Annotated in this window: 13 protein-coding genes and 1 pseudogene; 6 read left to right on the forward strand and 8 right to left on the reverse strand. The window is 62.6% G+C overall.

Annotated elements, in window-relative coordinates; translation table 11 throughout:
- Positions 1–340: 340 nt before the first annotated feature.
- Entirely contained in the window at positions 341–4093 is a 3753-nt protein-coding gene (locus tag ABD906_RS00970) for an RHS repeat domain-containing protein (protein WP_345097712.1), read from the forward strand.
- Between the two features lie 192 nt (positions 4094–4285).
- The gene (locus ABD906_RS00975) at positions 4286–4906 is read left to right on the forward strand and encodes a DUF922 domain-containing Zn-dependent protease (protein WP_345097713.1); all 621 of its coding nucleotides are present in this window, start codon (positions 4286–4288) and stop codon (positions 4904–4906) included.
- Between the two features lie 35 nt (positions 4907–4941).
- Here the strand turns inward: ABD906_RS00975 and ABD906_RS00980 are convergent, their stop codons facing one another.
- A complete protein-coding gene (locus ABD906_RS00980; RefSeq protein WP_345097714.1) occupies positions 4942–5853 on the reverse strand; it encodes a glycosyltransferase family 25 protein in 912 nt (303 codons plus the stop codon).
- Positions 5854–5929: 76 nt separating this feature from the next.
- Between ABD906_RS00980 and ABD906_RS00985 the strand changes: the two genes are divergently transcribed.
- Positions 5930–6643: a glycosyltransferase family 32 protein gene (locus ABD906_RS00985; RefSeq protein ID WP_345097715.1), complete on the forward strand. Its 714-nt coding sequence runs from the start codon at positions 5930–5932 to the stop codon at positions 6641–6643.
- Positions 6644–6788: 145 nt separating this feature from the next.
- Here ABD906_RS00985 and ABD906_RS00990 read toward each other — a convergent pair whose 3' ends face one another.
- From ABD906_RS00990 to ABD906_RS01000, 3 genes are all read right to left on the reverse strand, one after another.
- Positions 6789–8108, reverse strand: a complete 1320-nt coding sequence (locus ABD906_RS00990; RefSeq protein WP_345097716.1) for an FAD/NAD(P)-binding protein — start codon at positions 8106–8108, stop codon at positions 6789–6791.
- A 194-nt stretch (positions 8109–8302) separates the two neighbouring features.
- A complete protein-coding gene (locus tag ABD906_RS00995) occupies positions 8303–9910 on the reverse strand; it encodes a carboxyl transferase domain-containing protein (RefSeq protein ID WP_345097717.1) in 1608 nt (535 codons plus the stop codon).
- A gap of 169 nt (positions 9911–10079) precedes the next feature.
- Entirely contained in the window at positions 10080–11240 is a 1161-nt protein-coding gene (locus ABD906_RS01000) for an isovaleryl-CoA dehydrogenase (RefSeq protein WP_345097718.1), read from the reverse strand.
- A 289-nt stretch (positions 11241–11529) separates the two neighbouring features.
- Between ABD906_RS01000 and ABD906_RS01005 the strand changes: the two genes are divergently transcribed.
- Positions 11530–12861 carry an NCS2 family permease gene (locus ABD906_RS01005; protein WP_345097719.1) on the forward strand — a complete coding sequence of 444 codons (1332 nt, stop codon included), beginning with the start codon at positions 11530–11532 and terminating at the stop codon, positions 12859–12861.
- Between the two features lie 149 nt (positions 12862–13010).
- Here ABD906_RS01005 and ABD906_RS01010 read toward each other — a convergent pair whose 3' ends face one another.
- The 4 genes and pseudogenes from ABD906_RS01010 to ABD906_RS01025 all read right to left on the reverse strand — a co-directional run.
- The gene (locus ABD906_RS01010) at positions 13011–14126 is read right to left on the reverse strand and encodes a pyridoxal phosphate-dependent aminotransferase (protein ID WP_345097720.1); all 1116 of its coding nucleotides are present in this window, start codon (positions 14124–14126) and stop codon (positions 13011–13013) included.
- 531 nt (positions 14127–14657) lie between these two features.
- Positions 14658–15599, reverse strand: coding sequence for a tyrosine-type recombinase/integrase (locus ABD906_RS01015; RefSeq protein WP_345097721.1), 942 nt, complete (start codon positions 15597–15599; stop codon positions 14658–14660).
- A gap of 280 nt (positions 15600–15879) precedes the next feature.
- Entirely contained in the window at positions 15880–16878 is a 999-nt protein-coding gene (locus ABD906_RS01020) for a porin (protein WP_345097722.1), read from the reverse strand.
- A gap of 125 nt (positions 16879–17003) precedes the next feature.
- A pseudogene (locus ABD906_RS01025) lies at positions 17004–17282 on the reverse strand (integrase core domain-containing protein); the annotation flags it as partial.
- Positions 17283–17843: 561 nt separating this feature from the next.
- On the opposite strand from ABD906_RS01025, the gene ABD906_RS01030 reads away from it, so the two are divergent.
- Positions 17844–18344 carry a hypothetical protein gene (locus ABD906_RS01030; RefSeq protein WP_345097723.1) on the forward strand — a complete coding sequence of 167 codons (501 nt, stop codon included), beginning with the start codon at positions 17844–17846 and terminating at the stop codon, positions 18342–18344.
- 113 nt (positions 18345–18457) lie between these two features.
- Positions 18458–18988: a hypothetical protein gene (locus tag ABD906_RS01035; RefSeq protein WP_345097724.1), complete on the forward strand. Its 531-nt coding sequence runs from the start codon at positions 18458–18460 to the stop codon at positions 18986–18988.
- Positions 18989–19213: the final 225 nt, after the last annotated feature.

Raw genomic sequence — 19213 nt, forward strand, 5'->3', positions numbered from 1 at the left:
CGTTGGTCCGAGTCCACTGCCTGTTCGGCAGTTAGCAGCCTTGCCGAAGAAGAGGACTGTCCATGGAAACTCCCTGCGTGGCTCGCACATGCCCGGCAGAATCCAAATCGCCCTTCGCTCGCAGAGCGAGGGCAGCCGAGAACAGAGCCTGTTCCCACAAACGGAGCATGCCGCGGCAGTTACTGCCAGCGCATGTTTCTTACGCGCTGGCGTTCCGCACGTGCGGGCCAAGGGCAATTCGCGCGACGAACGCACGCCAGGCCGCTTCCGGTTCGGTCGTCCAGATCTGACAGCCGATTGAGGTAATCACATGACCCCCAGAGATCATGCAATTTTCATAATGGACATTGGAATTCTGGATATTGTGCGCAAGCGTCTGCTGTTTGCTTCCACCGCCATGGCTGCCGTCATGCTGGTTGCAACGGGTTACACGGCTGATCTGGATGAAAAGATCATCGAGAAGGGAAGTGTCGAGCTTGACCACAATTGCTCGGATGACAGGTGCGAGCCACCCCGGATGCGGGGCAAGATGTACGACAACAGCGCCGTTGGCCGACTTCCCATTACGCCCAACCTCGAACAAGAGACGCCGGAAGACTATTTGGCGGTACCCTTCCGCATCAGCGTCGATGGCCAGCTGGTGGACGAGTCGGGCAACATCGTCGGAGGAAGCACCTTCGGCTCCAACCCCGACGATCCGCACGTCTTCAAACAGCGGAAAACCGACGTCGATCTCGCCGCGGTCGATATCCAGCTCAAGTTCGACGGGCTGGACCAGAAGCCTCTTCTGAACGTGTCGACGGTTCCTATCCGCCGGGCCTATGCGGCGGGTGAAACCGTCAGCTTCCTGGCAACGTCCAACTACTCGGCCTTCATTTCGCGCGCCGAAATCCGGGTTTACCGCGAAGGGAACATGGAGGATTGCATCGCCATCCTTCCGGTCGGGATCACCGGCGTGGCGGACTGGACGATGCCTGACGGCCCCGAAAAAGAATTCACCTATGTCTTGCGCGTCTATGATGACGCCGGCCGGTTCGACGAAACAATCCCGCTTTCCCTGGTGCGGTCCGAAAGCCACGCGGCTTCCGATTCCTCCAACGCGGTGGCACCGGGCATGGCCGAGGATCGGACCGCATTCCGGAACATTCCGGTGCATGGCGGGGCCGTGACCGTGTATGGCAAGAACGTTCCGGAAGGCTACAGCGTCACGATCTTCAACGAACCCGTGCCCGTTGATGCGAACGGTTCCTTCGTCGCGCAGCGCATCCTGCCGCCGGGGGATCATGTGGTCGATATCGGCATTGACGGCCCGATGAAGGGAGGCGGGCTCTACTTCAGCCGCGATGTCAACATTCCCACCAACGAGTGGTTCTATGTCGCCCTGGTCGAGGCAACGATCGGAAAGCAGACCGGCGATCCCGGCATCGAGGATGTGCGTGAAGGGGAGTTCGACAAGATCTACAAGAAGGGCAGGATCGCCTTCTATCTGAAAGGCAAGGTCAAGGGCGAGTACCTGCTGACCGCCGCCGCCGACACGGGCGAGGATGACCTCAAGAACCTCTTCAGGAATCTCGACGCCAAGAGCGCCCGCGAATTCCTGAAACGTATCGATCCGGACAAGTACTATCTCGTCTACGGCGACGACTCCACCTGGGTGGAGGACGCTCCGACCAAGGGCAAGTTCTACGTCCGGCTCGAGCGCGGCGACAGCCACGTTCTCTGGGGCAATTACAAGACCCAGATCACCGGTACCAGTTTCATGGCGAGCAGCCGCGGCCTTTATGGCGCGAATGTCGTCATCAAGTCCGACGGGCAGACGAGCTACGGCGAGAAGAAGACCGAGATCACGGCCTACGGCGCGCTTCCCGACACCGTGCCGCAGACGGACGAGTTCCTGGGGACGGGCGGTTCGACCTACTTCCTGCGGCGCCAGGATATCCTGATCGGGTCCGAGACGGTCATCGTCGAGGTCCGTGACGACGTGAGCGGATGTGTCGTTGAAAGGAAGTACCTCGTCCAGGGCGAGGACTACACCTTCGACCACATCCAGGGCGTCATCATCCTCAAGCGTCCGCTCAGCTCCAGCACGCTCGGTCTCGGTCCGGTGCGCTCCGGCGCGCTCGGCGGAGAGAAGCAGTATCTGGTGGTGAGCTACGAATACATTCCGAGGGCCAGGGACACCAAGGACTACGCCTATGGCGGACGCGTGCAGCGATGGCTCGGCGACAGCGTTCGCGTCGGCATCACCGGCAACGCCGAACGTATCCAGCAGAGCAAGGGCAATGCCGTGGGCGCCGACATCCTGGTGAGACGCTCCCAGTCCACCTACGTGGAGGCCGAGGTGGCGCGCACGACCGGCGCGAACTCGGTGGTGGCAAGGTCCACGGACGGCGGCCTGACAATCACGGAAGGCAGCGGGACCACAGGGCGTTCCGCGCTCGGATGGCGGATCGGGGGACAGGTCGACATGGCCGACATCCGCCGGTTTGGTCTGGAGACCGGAAAGGTCGGCGGCTATTACGAAAAGAAGCAGGATGGCTTTGCCTCACTGAGCGAACGCCTCAATGCCAGCAAGCGCGTATGGGGTGCGCACGCGGCCCTGCCGGTCACGGCCTCGCTGGATGTCGGCGGATCGCTGGATGACCTGAAAGACGGCAACGGGCAGCGCCGGCGCGACACCAAGGTCACCTCGAGCTGGGAGATGACGCCGCAGTGGAAGATCACCGCCGGCGTAACCCACACGAACATCCATTCGCCGACGGCCATCGCCGCCGGCAAGTCCGGCTATGACGGCAACCGCATCGACGTGGGCCTGCGGCTCGATTTCATCCAGAGCGAGGACTACACCTACTACGTTTTCGGCCAGCACACGCTGGTGCGCAAGAACGACATCGGCAAGAACGACCGGGGAGGCATTGGCGCCGAGATCCGGTTGACCGAAAAACTGACCGCAGAAGGCGAGGTCTCATACGGGCGGACCGGTATCGGCGCTCTGGCCGGCTTGAACTACCATGCGACCGCCGACGATCACTATTATATCGGCTATCGCCTGGATCCGGACCGGGCCTACGACATAAGCCGCAGCGACCTGCTGGAGGGCAGGGATCTCGGCAGCCTCGTGGGCGGTGTCCGCAAGCGTATCGACGAGGTGACCACGGCATACGCGGAATCCAACTTCGACATCTTTGGCCGAAAGCGGTCGCTGGCCCAGACCTACGGGGTCGTCTACACGCCGAACGCCCTCTGGAGCTTTGATGCCGGCGCAGAGGTCGGCCGGATCCGCGACGATCGGATCAACCCGGCAACCAACCTCGAGTATGCCGATTTCGACCGTTACGCGGGATCATTCGCGGTGGCCTACAACGACGAGGAAGCAGGCCTTTCCGCACGGACCCGCGCGGAGGCCCGAATGGAGCGGTCGGACGACAACACCCGCAACGTCAATACCTATGCGCTGTCCACATCGGCGGCCTGGCAGCATGACGAAAGCGGGCGGCTGCTGGTCAGCGGCGACGCCGTACTGTCACAAAGCGAGGCGGGTGCCTATTACAACGGCGATTACATCGAGGGCTCCATCGGATACGCCTATCGTCCTGTGACCCACGACCGCCTCAATGCCCTGTTCCGGTACACGTTCCTTTACGATCTGCCGACGCTCGGGCAGGTGCCGGCAGCTTCCTCGGCTGCAGCCGGACCGATGCAGCGCAGCCACATCGTGTCTGCGGACGTGAACTACGACCTGCTGCCGTGGCTGACCGTGGGCGGCAAGTATGGCGCGCGTATCGGCGAGGTGGCCGTCCGCAACGACAGCACCAAGACGATCGGCGCCTGGCAGCAGTCGTCCGCCCACCTGGGCGTGGTACGCGCCGACCTGCACGTGGTGAAGAACTGGGATGCCCTGCTGGAGGCCCGCGCCTTCTTCACCCCCGCGGTAAAATCCGTGGACTACGGTCTGCTCGCGGCGCTGTATCGGTACATCGGCAACAACTTCAAGGTTGGCGCCGGGTACAATTTCGGCCGGTTCTCGGATGACCTGAGAGACCTGACGCTGCACGACAAGGGGCCGTTCCTCAACATTGTCGGCAAGTTCTGACGGGAAGGAACCGCGCCAGTTGCGTCAGGGGGGAAGCGGAGACGGCGCGGACAGTCGGGCGGCGAGCCAGTCCAAGGCACAGCCTCCCGCTCGAAGGCGATCGCATGGTGCGATTGGCAGAGGGGAATGCCCCAGCCCGGCTTGCCAACCATCCATCAATCTCTTACCCCACTGGGGACAGGAGATTGATGGATGTTGTCACGGCTCGTCATTGCGGCCGCCACCGCAGCCACCGTCTGCACGACCGGAGCCGTTGCGGCGGAGTGGGAACCGATCGAAAAGATCGAGACTTACGCGATCCGCGGCACCTCCGGCATCGGGCTCTACCGTTCCATAGGCGAAAACGGTCCCGGCACGGGCAAGGGACGGGCGATCGCCATTACCGACTTCAGCCTGAAATGGTCGCGGGATTACCGGCCAAGGGATGGCGGCTGCGTGCTCGCTGCCGCGCGTCCGCACCTGACCATCGTCTACCGGTTGCCGCGCCCCGCGAATAAGCTGCCCGAGGACGTTCAGGCGCTTTGGGACACGTTCATCCGCGGCGTCGAGGCCCATGAGCGGGTGCATGGACGCATGATCATCGAGACAGTGAAGAAGATCGAGGCGGCCACCGTCGGCACCTTTGTGCCGGACGATCCGGGCTGCCGCAAGGTGCGCAAGGAGGTGGAGCGCCGCACCGTTCCAATTGTCGAGGAGCAACGGCGTCAAAGCCGTGCCTTCGACCGCGAAGAGCTGAGCGACGGCGGCAACGTGCACAAGCTCGTGCTCGGCCTTGTCAACGGCCTGGCTGCAAGTACGGAACCCCTGCCTTAGGACGGTTCAGGCTCTTGCAAGAGAGCAGAGCCGGGTCAGCTCACCGTTTCCGGGAAACTCGAATGGGTCGCCGATTCCACGTCGCCGGACCGGGAACCGGACACTCGCCATCCGGAAGTGTCGACTGCGGCTGTCCGGTGCGTACCCTGTTGGTCGGGAACCGTGCCGGTCCGCTTCCCGCCCGTGGTTCGCCCTTTCGAGCCCAGGTTGTAAATAAACGAGCGGATAAGCTTGTAGGCCTGGATGACATTGCCCCAAAGCGACCGGAGCACGTTTCTGCGCTCGCGGCGCGTCTGCCGTTCCTGCTCCAGCAGCGAGCCGCCAAGCTCATGGCTGATCTCGGTCACGAGGTTTGGAGAAACGGACCAAACCGTCAGGTCGAGTTCCCAAGGCCAGGAGAAATCATCGTCGACGGCGCGGAAGAAGCGTTTCCTGCGGAGAAGTTGCCGGGCCGCCTTCCTGCTGATCAGATAGGCCACCGCTCCCGACGCGGCATACTTGTACCGCACGACGGTGGTGCCGTCCAGCTGGCGGCATTCGATCACGCGCTTGGGCCTGAAGTCGAAGAACTTCAGGATATCCCAGACATGCGCGTGGTTCAGGGCGTCGCGGATCGCCTCCTTCATGCGGCCGGCGTCGGTCACGCAGAAGTCGTCTTCCAGCACAAGGGCATGGGAGTGCCCGGAGGAGAGGAACTCACGCCAGACCTTCCGGTGGCCGCAGTAGACGGCAATCTCACCTTCGGTCAGGGAGCGCTTGCTTCTCAGAAGATTCATCCAATGGTTGTACTCGGCGCGGATGCCGGGATCCGATTTTAGATAGCCGGCTACAAATATTTCCTGTAAACCAAGTTCCCGAAGCTGGCGCGTTGCGTTCAACCTGCGCGCACCGCCTTCGGAATCGATGGTCAGGATGTAGCACGGAATTTCCACGGTTCCCCGCCGCACTTGCCAGTTCCTGGGATGGACGAATATATAATATAGGTGCGTCTATCACACTAAGCAATAATAAGCAGCCGGAAAAATGAAGATTCCCAAAAGGCTTGGCCACATATGGATTGGCCCGAAACGTCCTCCGCAGGAGTGGATGCAGACCTGGATCGACAGGCATCCGGACTGGCATTACACGCTTTACGGGAACGAATATCTGGCCTCCCACAATTTTCAGACCAAGCCCCAGATGGAGGAATATTTGAGGCGGGGGTGGTATGCCGGGGTCGCCGACTTGCTGCGCTACGAGATACTGTATCGCGAAGGCGGTTTCCTGGCTGAAGCCGACAGTTTATGCCTGCATCCAATAGACGAGCTGCTGGGCGACGGGAAGGAATTGTACACCGTATACGAAAACGAGTTCGTGCGTGGCAAGCTGGTTTCGCCCATCGTGGCGGCCGCACCCGGGCATCCCTTCCTCAAGGAACTGATCGAACGGCTCTCAAGAATTCCTCCGGCCGATCTCGACCGCCCTTGGAAGCAAACCGGCAATCTCTTTGTTGCCCAGCTGATCGAGGAACTGAAACCGGACATAACGATCTGGCCCTCCTACACACTGATCCCCGAGCACTATACCGGACTGCGTTACGAGGGGCCCGGCAAGATCTACGCGCGGCAGATGTTCGGGGAGACCAACAATGCCTATGAGTACGTTTCCATTATGGACTGGTTGTGCGCTCTCAGGCAGAAGCTATATGCGTTGCGTGTGCGCAAACATTTGCGCAAGCTCAGGCGGCAACGAGGCTGACGGAAGCTTGGGCAGGGGGCGAGGGGCGCCCCGGTGGCACGCAATCAGCTCGGTCCTTTCACGGATGCACAGCGGTACACCCCCGTGCGCCCACAGGGGCCGGGCAAGGAAGGGGCCTTTTCCCGAGGCCCCGTCCGCTGAACACTTACTGCATCAGGCGTGCAGCCAGGGCTGCGCACTGAACCCGGATTTCCGGGATGGCGTCGATCTCGAAGAAGCGGCTGCGCGTCAGCGGCCCCAGGGCGAAGAGGCTGTCCGACGGCTGTCCGTCGCGTCCGATCAGTCGGCAGTCCTGCGTGACATGGAGGCTCAGGTTCAGCGGGTCGGCGCGGGCAATGCCCGCGTCCACCAGCTGGCGCAGGAGTGGATTGGTGGTCTTTTCCACGTTGCGGATGATGCCGGTACAGTCATAGACGCGCGCGACGCGCAGGGTCTCCACCATATCGGAGCCGCGCGGGCGGATGCGGACCCGGGTGGCGTCGCCCTCGCGTGCCATGTCCTGCACCTTTGCCGCGCGTACAGTCAGGCGGCCGGCCTCGATGGCATGGCACACGCGGTCGTAGATCTCCGGCGCCATGCGGTGGCGGTGGGTGTCCCACCAGGCTTTTCCATGGCGCAGGAACGGGCGGCGCTGCTCGTCGGTCCAGCTCTGCCAGATGCGCTGGTTGAAAGGCCGCAGGCCATCGACGACGTCGCGCCAGTTGCCGCCTGCTTCGACACGCTTGCGGACTTGACTGCGCAGCCAGCTCAGAAAGCGGGAGGGCGGTTGCCCGAAGGGCAGATCGTTCTCGGCGAAGGGAATGGGCGAAGGCAGTTCATGCCGCTGCGGCAGCAGACCCCGGCGCGAAACCGCCGTGACATGCCCTCGGTGGCCGCGCGCTTCGAGCATCAGCAGTGCATCGACCATGCTGAGCCCTGTGCCCAGGATCAGCACCGGCGCGTCCGGATCAAGCGGTGTGTCGCCCGCGCCGTTCAGGCGGAAGGTAATGCGGTCGGATCGCTCAGGCTCCAGGTCATGCCCAATGGCGAGCACCGCCGTCCCAGTCTCGATCGAGCCACCGGAGGCAAGCTCTATTCTGGCGTCGCCGGACGGCAGGGGTTCGATCGCTACCGCCTCGTCGCGCAGGATATCCAGGCGGCCGGGGCTCTGCGCGGCAGCCTCGTCCAGAAGATCATTGAGATAGTCGCCATAGGTGGCCCGCGGCGCGAAGTAGAAGGGCGTGTCAGGGGCGGCCAGGCCCTTCGCCACGAGCCAGCGTAGGAAATGGTCGGGATCGTCCGGCAGGGCGCTCATGTTCTGGGCGCGAACGTTCAGCACATGGTCGAGCAGGGTCGTGGAGTAGGCGAGACCACGGGCGATGCGCTCGCCCTTCTCGATGAGCACGATGCGGCGGTCGCCCGGTACCTTCAGCAGGTGTGCGGCCAGAATGACGCCCGACGCTCCTCCGCCGATGATCGCAATCATGCCGGACGCCCGCTGCTGCCGCGAGAAACGGAAGGATGGAGCAGAGGCAGGGCACGCATGAAAAATTCTTCCCTCAGTATGGCAACAAACGGAATCTGATAGGCTGCCGGACGGCGCCAATGAGAATTCCGTTTCCTCTTAGCGGGAAATGCAAGTGCGTTGCGTGCCTCCGTCACAGGCGCGGACTGCGCCTGTCACATCCGCCAGACGCCGACCCGCGTGTCTTCGATGGGAGCATTAAGGCTTGCGCTGAGGGAGAGCGCAAGTGTCTCACGCGTTTTTGCTGGGTCGATGATACCGTCATCCCAGAGCCGCGCCGAGGCGTAGAGCGGCTGGCCCTCGCTTTCGTACTTCTCCAGGATGGGCCCGCGGAAAGCCGCCTCTTCCTCCGCGCTCCAGGTCAGTCCCTTGCGTTCCAGGCTCTCGCGCTTGACGATCGACAGGACCGTGGCCGCCTGCTCGCCGCCCATCACCGAGATGTGCGAGTTGGGCCAGGTCCAAAGGAAGCGCGGCGAGAAGGCGCGGCCGCACATGCCGTAGTTGCCCGCGCCGAAGGAGCCGCCGATGATCGCCGTGATCTTCGGCACGCGGGCGGTGGCGACCGCCGTCACCAGCTTGGCGCCATCCTTGGCGATCCCGCCCGCCTCGTACTTACGGCCGACCATGAACCCGGTGATGTTCTGCAGGAAGACGAGCGGAATCTTCCGCTGGCAGCACAGTTCGATGAAATGCGCTCCCTTGAGCGCGGACTCTGAAAAGAGCACGCCGTTGTTGGCGAGGATACCGACGGGAAAGCCATGCAGAAGGGCAAAGCCTGTCACCAGCGTGGTGCCATAGTTCTGTTTGAATTCGTCGAACTCGGAGCCGTCCACGATGCGGGCGATGACTTCTCGCGCGTCATAGGTCTGGCGCGGATCGGCGGGGACGATGCCATAAATCTCCTGCGGGTCGTAGAGCGGCCGCTCGGGCTTGCGTACAGCCAGCGGCACGCACTTCCTCCGGTTGAGGTTGCGCACGATCTGGCGGACGATCGACAGCGCGTGAAGATCGTCCAGCGCGTAATGGTCCGCCACTCCGGATTCGCGCGTGTGTAGGTCGGCCCCGCCGAGCTCCTCGGCGGTCACCACCTCGCCGGTGGCAGCCTTCACGAGAGGCGGGCCTCCGAGAAAGATCGTCCCCTGGTTGCGGACGATCACGGTCTCGTCGCTCATTGCCGGCACGTAGGCGCCGCCGGCGGTGCAGGAGCCCATCACGCAGGCGATTTGCGGGATGCCGCGGGCGGACATGTTCGCCTGATTGTAGAAGATGCGGCCGAAGTGATCCCTGTCGGGGAAGACCTCGTCCTGGTTCGGCAGGTTGGCCCCGCCGGAATCCACCAGATAGATGCAGGGCAGGTTGTTCTCGAGCGCGATTTCCTGGGCGCGCAGATGCTTCTTGACCGTGAGCGGATAGTAGGTGCCGCCCTTTACCGTCGCGTCGTTCAAGACAATCATGCACTCGACGCCTTCGACGCGGCCAATGCCCGCGATCAAGCCTGCAGACGGCACCTCGTTGTCGTAAAGGTTCCAGGCTGCGAACTGTCCGATCTCCAGAAAGGGAGAGCCGACGTCGAGCAGGGTGGCAAGGCGCTCGCGGGGAAGCAGCTTGCCACGCGAGATATGACGCTCCCGCGCTTCCTCCGGTCCGCCAGCCGATACCCAGGCGGCCTTGTCCGCAATGTCGGTGACAAGCGCCTGCATGCGCGCCGCGTTTTCGCGAAAGGCAGGAGAGGTCGGGGAAATCTGGGATCTAATGACGGGCATATACACTCACCGGATCACAAGGGTGCGTTGAAAAGAGGGTCCCCACGGATGACCATAGCGCGCAGGCGCGCCGAACGAAACCGGACAGGAACCAGCGCGCAGTGAGCGGGTAGCCTGTGCCCGGAAAGATGGTATGCGGCTCGGGGATGGCTCCGTCGCGTGCCATGCCCTAGCGCACCCCCACGATCTCACGGCCGATCAGCCAGCGGCGGATCTCGCTTGTACCGGCGCCGATCTCGTAGAGCTTGGCGTCGCGCAGGAGGCGCCCGGCCGGGTACTCATTGGTATAACCGTTGCCGCCCAGAAGCTGGATGGCGTCCAGCGCCACCTGCGTCGCCCGTTCCGCGGCATAAAGAATGCAGCCCGCCGCGTCCTTGCGGGTGGTCTGGCCGCGGTCGCAGGCGGCGGCCACGGAATAACTGTAGGCGCGGGCTGAGTTCATGGCCACATACATGTCGGCGATCTTGGCCTGCACCAGCTGGTTGGCGCCGATCGGCGCCCCGAATTGCTTGCGCTCGCGCACATAGGGCACGACCAGGTCGAGACAGGCAGCCATGATGCCGAGCGGTCCACCGGAGAGCACCACGCGCTCGTAATCCAGGCCGGACATCAGTACTTCCACTCCTCGCCCTTCTTCGCCCAACACGTTCTCGCGCGGAACTTCCACATTGCTGAAGACCAGCTCGCCCGTGTTCGATCCGCGCATGCCCAGCTTGTCGAGCTTCTGGGCAACGGAGAAGCCTTCCATGGCCTTTTCGATGAGGAAGGCCGTGATGCCCCGGCTTCCTGCCTCGGGATCCGTTTTTGCGTAGACCACCAGCACGTCGGCGTCAGGGCCGTTGGTGACCCACATCTTCGAGCCGTTGAGGATGTAGCGGTCTCCGTCCTTCGTGGCGCGTAGCTGCATGGAGACAACGTCCGACCCCGCCCCCGTCTCCGACATGGCCAGAGCTCCAACCAGGGTGCCCGCGCAAAGGCCGGGCAGGTAGCGCCGTTTTTGTTCCTCGGTTCCCCAGCGGCGGATCTGATTCACGCACAAGTTGGAGTGGGCGCCATAGGAGAGGCCGACCGAAGCAGAGGCACGGCTGATTTCCTCCATGGCCACGACATGGGCGAGATAGGTGAGACCCGAGCCGCCATATTCCGGTTCCACCGTGATCCCCAGCAGGCCCATGTGGCCCAGCTCCTTCCAGAGGAAAGAGGCAAAATCGTTGTTCCGGTCAATCTCCGCCGCCAGTGGAGCTATTCGCTCGGATGCAAAGCGGTAAACGGCCTCGCGAAGGCTGTCGATGTCTTCTCCAAGTCCGAAATCCATGGTTTCAGCAAACATGATCGGCCTCCCAACCGCAAGCGCGCAGAAGACAGCCTTTCCTCCATGGTTTCAGGCTGAAGCATCGCGCCTGTACTAAACATCAAAGCAGATGCGGCAACATACTGCACCATCACTGTTAGCTTGGATGTGGACAAATCTAAGTTTGCAAGGCAAACAATAACATAGCTGCTATAATCTTGCCTCAATCTGTGAGCAGGTGTAGTAATTCGCTTGACTTATCCCCCATACCTCTTGGAATCGTTAACGAGCGCGGCGAGTCGCGCGTCCTAACGGGGAAGGCGGTTTCATGAGTGAGCAAACGGCGAGGTCGAGCAGTTCTGGGGGGCTCGATTCTTTCTTCAAGCTGACAGAAAACGGAACGTCGGTCCGCACCGAGGTGCTGGCTGGCCTCACGACGTTCCTGACGATGGCCTACATCATCTTCGTCAATCCCAGCATTCTTTCCACCACCGGCATGGATCGCGGCGCCGTGTTCGTCGCCACCTGTCTTGCCGCGGCGCTGGGCTCGGCCATCATGGCCTTCGTGCCCCGCTGGCCGATCGGCATGGCGCCGGGCATGGGCCTGAATGCATTCTTCGCATTTACGGTCGTCGGCGCCATGGGCTTCACCTGGCAGCAGGCGCTGGGCGCCGTTTTCATTTCCGGCGTGATCTTCCTGATCCTGACGGTGACGGGCGTTCGCAGCTGGCTGATCGATGGTATTCCGAAGTCGATGCGCAGCGCCATTGCAGCGGGTATCGGCCTCTTCCTTGCAATCATCGCGCTGGAGAGCTCGAAGATCGTTGTCGACAATCCGGCAACGCTGGTGGGTCTCGGTGACGTGACGGCTCCCGAGCCGCTGCTGGCGATCCTCGGCTTCCTGATCATCGCCGCGCTCGACGCGATGAAGGTTCGCGGCGCCATCCTGCTCGGCATCCTGATCATCACCGTCATTTCGATGGTTCTCGGCATCAGCACCTTCGGCGGTATCGTCGACACGCCGCCGTCCATCGCGCCGACGTTCCTGCAGCTCGACATCGCCGGCGCCCTGCACATGGGCCTGCTGCACGTCATCCTCGTGCTGGTGCTGGTCGAGGTGTTCGACGCCACCGGTACGCTGATCGGCGTGGCCAAGCGCGCCAACCTGCTGCCGGAAGGCAAGCCGAACCGTCTCGGCCGGGCCCTGCTGGCCGATTCCACGGCCATCATCGCCGGCTCGCTGCTCGGCACGTCCAGCACCACGGCCTATGTTGAAAGCGCCTCGGGCGTGCAGGCCGGCGGCCGCACGGGCCTCACCGCGCTCGTCATCGCCGTGCTGTTCCTGGCCGCGCTGTTCTTCGCGCCGCTCGCCGGCTCCGTGCCCGCGCACGCGACCGCTCCGGCACTGCTCTACGTGGCGTGCCTGATGATGCGCGAGCTGCTCGAGATCGAGTGGGGCGACATCACCGAGACGGCTCCGGCCGCTCTGACGGCGCTGATGATGCCGCTCACCTACTCGATCGCCAATGGCCTTGCCTTCGGTTTCATCAGCTACGCTGTCGTGAAGACGCTGACCGGCCGCTTCCGCGAGGTGCATCCGGCCACCTGGCTCGTCGCGGTGCTGTTCGTCATCCGCTTCGTGATGGTTGGCGGCGAATAGCCGGCCTCAAGGCTCGAAACGAAATGGCCTGGCTGCCTGGCAGCCGGGCTTTTCTTTTGTACGCGCCGCAGTTCGGGAGATCCCGGGAGACGCCCACGCGTTGTCACACCCCGAAAGAGCGCGTGCTGGATCCCGAAAGAGCGCGCCTCTCACCCCTCCCGTGCCGCCTTGAGCGCCTCGGGAAGAGCCTCAGCAAACAGGTCAAGGGCACTGTCCGGGCCGACGCTCACGCGGATGTACTGGTCCTGACCGGCAGCCATGGGCTTGCGCACGAAGACGTCGCGCTTGCCGAGCTCCTGCAGCACCCGCAGGGCAAAGGCCCCGTCGGCTCCGCAATCGACGGCGACGAAGTTTGTGGCCGAGGGCAGGGCGGTCAGGCCATTGGCGGCGGCGATGCGACCGATGCGCTCGCGCCCGGCGGCGACCCGCGCGACCGTGTCTCGCAGATATTCCTGATCCTCCAGGGCGGCGAGTGCCGCGATCTGCGTCAGGCGCGTGATGCCGAAATGATTGCGTATCCTGTCGAAGGGCTCGATGGCCGCGGCGTGGCCGAACACATAGCCGCAGCGCATGCCGGCAAGTCCATAGGCCTTGGAGAAGGTGCGCAGGCGCAGCACGTTCGGGCGGTTCACGTCGATTGGCGGTACCGAATCGGCCGGCGCGAATTCGCAATAGGCTTCATCCAGGATCAGCATCGTCGTTTCCGGCAGCGCCTCGATGAAAGCTGAAATACTGCCCGCGTCCCACCAGGAGGCCATCGGGTTGTCCGGATTGGCGAGATAGACCAGCGGCGCGTTCTCGCGGCGGACCGCATCCAGCAGGCCCTCAAGGTTCTCGCGGTAGCCGTCGTAGGGCACCGGCACCAGCCTGCCGCCGAAGCCGGTGACATGGAAGTTGAAGGTCGGATAGCCGCCCAGCGAAACAACCACCGGCGTGCCGGGCTCCATGTACTGGCGCACGATCAGGCCAAGAAGGGCATCCACGCCTTCTCCGGCGGCGACATTCTCGAAAGCAACACCGAGATGCCGGGCGATGGCCGTCTTGAGCTCGTGGTTCTCGGGGTCGCCATACATCCAGACATCCGGGGCAGCGTTGCGCATCGCCTCGACCACGCGCGCAGAGGGGCCGAAGCCATTCTCGTTGGCGCCAAGCCGAGCCCGGAACGGAAGACCTCCGCGTCTCCGCTCAAGAGCTTCAGGCCCGACGAAGGGCACGGTTGCCGGGAGGGATTCAATCAGTGGTGTAAGACTTGGACGCTTGGACATGCCGTCCCTCCTTCCATAAGCAATCAACCTCTCTGTCCCCCGGGGACGGAGGCTGTCTTATATTAGCCCATGTTATTACAGCTGGTTAAGGCAGTGCCGCGCACGGCATTTTGATACAGACCGAGGCTGTCCACACACCTGCGGAAAACAGGGCAGGGCGGGACGGAATTAGCCGCAGACACCCGTTGCGAAGATCGGAAGGAAGTGCGGCGGTTGGCAGCGGCCACCTTTGGCCACGCCCGCGCCGCCCCGACGGCTTGTCGGTCCAAGACGAGGGGATCCGCCCGTAAGTCGAATGACCCGACGCTCGCAAGGCAAGGCCGCGCTCGTGGTTCGCCAGGATGTTGCGCCACCTCCCGGCAGCCAGTGCTCTCGCTCGTACAGCCCGCGCATTGCCTCGCGTCTTCGCAGGTTTGCGCTCGTAGTCCCGCCGAAGCACGATCATCTGTACCGGCGATCATCCAGACAGCCGGACGCCGTCGGAATGAGACAGGGCAGCCTGCTACCGCCCTGCCATCTATCTTGGTGCCGTTACCCGGCTTTTCGCCTGCGCGGCTTCCGTTCCAGAACGTCCACGCACGGATCCAGGTCGTTGGTGGCGAGATGCGCGCAACGCATCGTCATGGTCAGGGTCTGGTGCCCCAGCCACATCTGCACGCGGCGCAGGTCTATTCCACCTTGGACCAGACGCGAGGCGCAGGTGTGGCGCAGGGCGTGAGGCACGAGCTGGTCGTCGTCGCCCATGCCGACTTCCATCTTCGCCTCATTCCAGATGGCGCGGAACGACGCCTGTCGCAGCATGGCGAAGGGACCTTCGTATCCGTTCTTCGGTATCTTCACGACCGAGAGCGCGCGCTTGGTCAGGGGAACAGTGCGGCTGCGTGCCGACTTGGTGATCCAGAAGCTCGCGCGGCCGCCCTGGACGTCGTTCCAGGTGAGATTCAGCGCTTCACCCAGCCGGCACCCCGTGTCGACCAGGAATATGGAAAGCCGCCAGGCGTCTTCACTGCGCTTCCGGATCGCCGCAAACAACCGTTCTTCCTCGTCGTGGTCGAGGAAGCGAATTCTGCCCGCCGGCTCCTTCTGCCTGCGGAATTCCGGCAGGCTGTGAATCGTTCCCATCTTGTAGGCCTTGCGCAACAGCTTGCTTAACGCGGCCATCTTACGGTTGATAGTTGCGTTGCTGTTTCCTCGCGCGCGGAGCTTGCCGATCAGTTCGTCAAGCATGTCCTGGGTAAACGCGCTGAAACGCCGGCCCATGAGCAGCTCATCGAGTTCGCCTATGAAGAAGGTTACGTTGTACTTGTGCTTGCCCGGTTCCCAGAGAATATCTCCGTACTTCTCGAAGAGCTCCCGCAGGCTGTACTCCGAGACAATACGTAGCTCCGGGCTGCCGTAGCTCACCGAATACCGGTTCAGCACATGCGCAGGCCAAGTGTCCGGTCCTGCAACCGGTTCAATTCCGTGTGTCATGCGTGGCCTCGTAGCGAAACCGATCGCTCGGTTACACCGTGACCCGCCCAGCGACGACCTGAATGCAGGAACTTTCGCCTGACAGGCCCATCCAGCCCGTCAGATTACCTGCGCTTGGCAACCTTCTGTCATGCGACAGACGTCCGTCGCCCCCCATCACGAGAAGCATGACTACCCCCCCCCCATCTGCTTTTCTTGTCCCCGCGCGAATTAAGAGGGTAGCCATGCAACAAATCAACCCCCGGCGGCTGAAGCCGCCGGAGGTCTGTTGATAAACGGTTTAGAAGTTGCGCTGCAGACGGAGGAAACCGCCCCAGTGGTTGGCGTCGCTGCTGTAGCTGTCGCCGTCGTAGTAGTTGACGGCCAGCTTGGTCGCGAAGCCCTTCACGACTTCGTAGTCGACGACGCCACCGATAGCCCAGTCGTTGTTGTTGGTGCCGTACTGCTTGCCGAAGTACTCACCACCAAAGCCGACGGCCAGCTTGTTGGTGACCTTGTACTTCAGGTGAGCGCCAGCGGCCCACTTGTAGTCGCCACCCGGAGCGTAGCGGTTGGCGCCCGAAGCGTAGGCAGCGGCAACCTGGAGCGTGAGCGGATCAGCCAGCTTGAACTCGCCGATAGCCTTGGCGTTCCACTTCTTGTCGTCGGCGTCATAGCCACCCCAGACGTTGACAGAACCCCAGCCCTGGGAAATGCCGAGCTTGCCGACCACGTTGACGCGGTAGTTGGTGTTCTCGCCAGCCTTTTCCACGCCGAGGGCCAGGTTTACGCCATTGCCGAAGGCGAAGTTGTGACCGACCGTGTGGATCTCGTCGGAGAAGCCCCAGTCGTCGTACTCACCAGCCAGATCGCCATCCCAGAGGGTGACCTTGTTACCGAAATACAAACCGCCCAGCTCAATGAAAGCCTGGCGGACACGCACCGAACCGGTGTAACCCGGGGTGTTGCTGGTGTCGCGCTGGAACCACAGCTCCGCATAGCCGCGCAGCGTGCCGTACTCGGTCTCCGAACGGGCGTCGAAGTTGATGTTCGCGCGGGCACGCTTCTTCCAGCCGTTGTCTCCCTCATCCATGTTGATCTGGTAACGGACGTAGCCGCCGATCTTGAGGCAGGTCTCGGTGCCCGGAATGTAGAAGAAGCCAGCGCCATAGACGTCGCAAACGCGGACGTACTCCATGGGCTCCGGCTCCGGAACGAAGATTGCGTCAGCAGCCTGAGCGCCGGTGAAGCTCACCGAGGCGACCGCGGAGCCAAGAAGAAGAAGGCTCTTGATGTTCATAATTCTGACCTCCAGTCAGAATTCACCAATGAATTATTTGAAATCAAATAGTTATGCCAGATTCATACGCATTTCTGGCCCCAACAGGGGTTGATCGGCCCCCACGGACGGGTCCAATTTGATTGTTAGTGCAATGATGGTCGTGGCGCCAGCGTGGGCGGCATCGCTGGTTGGGGTTGCAGGGCCGCCCGCGCGAATGCCGGGATGAAGACCTCCGGCGCCGGCGGCTTGTAGCCGAGCGATCCATGCGGACGCACGGTTTTGTAATGCCGACGCCAGCTTTCCACGATGATCCTGGCCTCTTTGAGCGTGTAGAAGATCTCGCCGTCGAGGAGTTCGTCGCGCAGGCGAGCATTGAAGCTCTCGATGTAGCCATTCTCCCATGGGCTTCCGGGTGCGATGTAGGCAGGGTCGCAGGGGTGACGTCCGTTGAAATCGCCATCATCGATGGCTCCAGCGAAAGGCGCGATCGCCGGAGTGGCATCTTTGCGCTTGATGAGATCGGTGAACTGATCGGCGTGCCCGATGCTGGAGAAGCGCTGCTGGAGCTTCGGGCAAATTTTGCCTGCCGTGTTCAGGAGGAGATCCGGGCGGCCTGTCTCCGTGCGATCGGCGACGTCGATGTTCGCGGCAGCTTTGGGGCTGACGACGAACACGGCACCGACGATGTCGCTCTCGACGACGAGATCACGTCAGGGGAGGGGTCTGAACATGCGGTCGCTGGTGTTGACGACAAAGGTGCGCACCGCGCCTTGGCAGATGACGTTGAGACTGTATTGACCGGGAAACGCAGCGGAACTCGTTGCGGCGGAGGCAGCGGGATAGATGTGCGGTCGGAACAGCGGCCGATCCTCGTTGGATTTGCACGCGGCGAAGTCCCTTAACACCGTCTCAGCAACCAGCCTCAACCTCAAATCTCGACCATCACACCATGCGTGCTCGCCGCGCCACAGGAGCTTTTTGCCATGAACGACAGGATCATCCCATTCCCGCAGATGCCTCAGTCAGCGCAGCAGCCACCTCGGGAGGCTTTCCTCGGTCCAAGCCGCAGCGCTGCCCATCATGTGCCCGCTATTCATCCAGCAGCAGGGATGAACCATGCAGAGGATACCGCCCCTGGCTCTTTCGCCGATAGCCCGATCGCGGCGGTGCTTGATGCAGCTGGGCACACCAGGGCCTGCATCACCCGCATCCGTTCTGGTCTCAGCATCTCATGCTCCTGCGAAACCGCCCCGGAGCCGTCTGACGTCGCAGCGCGGGCGGTTGGACTGGCGATCAGATATGCCGGCATCTCGGCGGCCCGTCAGGTGCCGATTCCTCCTCGTGTCATTACCGAGCTGGTCGAGCAGGTCGATGCAGGAAATGCTGCCGCGGTCCTGGTGTGGAGGTGGTTGGTACAGCGCGGGCAGATTCCTGAAAGCTGCACGGCACGTCCCCAACTGCGCATCGCCTGTACGCCGTCGTGACGTCAGAATGGAAGAAGCCCTGCCTCTTCCTTTTTGGATTCCATCGAATAGCTCCGACTTAGATTTCTCTGCGACGGCTCGCCGAGAAGACAGCGACCGCCCTTCCTGAGCTGATGGCCAACGCCTTTGCGCTGCTCGAGATGGTACTTGCTTCGCTCGAACCACATCGCCGTGGCAAGACGGTTGTGGTCAGCGAGATCCAGCGGCCGTTGATCCACCCCGCCCGGATGGTCCAGCAGCAGCTTGAGTGGCTGACATGGGTGGCAGTGCCGGCACCCAAGGGATTTCATCCGCACGCGATCCACCACAGGCCGATCGTCAAGGGCGACCGTTGGGACGAGCTGCATGCGACCCTCTACAAGCTCGGCTCTGTGGAACAGTGGCCACGTGCGGCGGAGGTGGGCGCGTGGCTGAACGACAGCGTGGTCCCGCAACTTGCCTGGCTTCTTGGAGATCGTGCCGACAAGGCTTTTGCAGCAGTCGAAAAGTTCGATGCGGCTGCGGCAGCTGAACGGAAGAAGGCTGCCGATGAGAAGACGGCGGCCAGGCTCGCGCGCAAGAAGGCGAAGCTCGAGCAGGAACGCGTAGCAGGGGAAGCTGTATCGTCGCTTCCTGACGACCTGTCGGACAGAGACGTCGCATAGCGGCGTCCGCAGTCTGCCAGCTCGTGACCTGCTGTCATGGAAACGCCCGGCCTCGTGCCGGGCGTTCCCATTTCGCCCGATATGCTACTTGCTTTCGCACTAGTCGAAATGTGACCTCGGGATGATGTCCCGAGAGGTGGTGTAGCTTATGCGATCGCCGTGCCTTCCGAACTGTGCCGGATCAGCTTGCCGCAGCGGGCAGGCTGATGAGCGGATCATCGCTCA

It is taken from the genome of Chelativorans composti (genome assembly GCF_039541695.1).
GTDB lineage: Bacteria > Pseudomonadota > Alphaproteobacteria > Rhizobiales > Rhizobiaceae > Chelativorans > Chelativorans composti.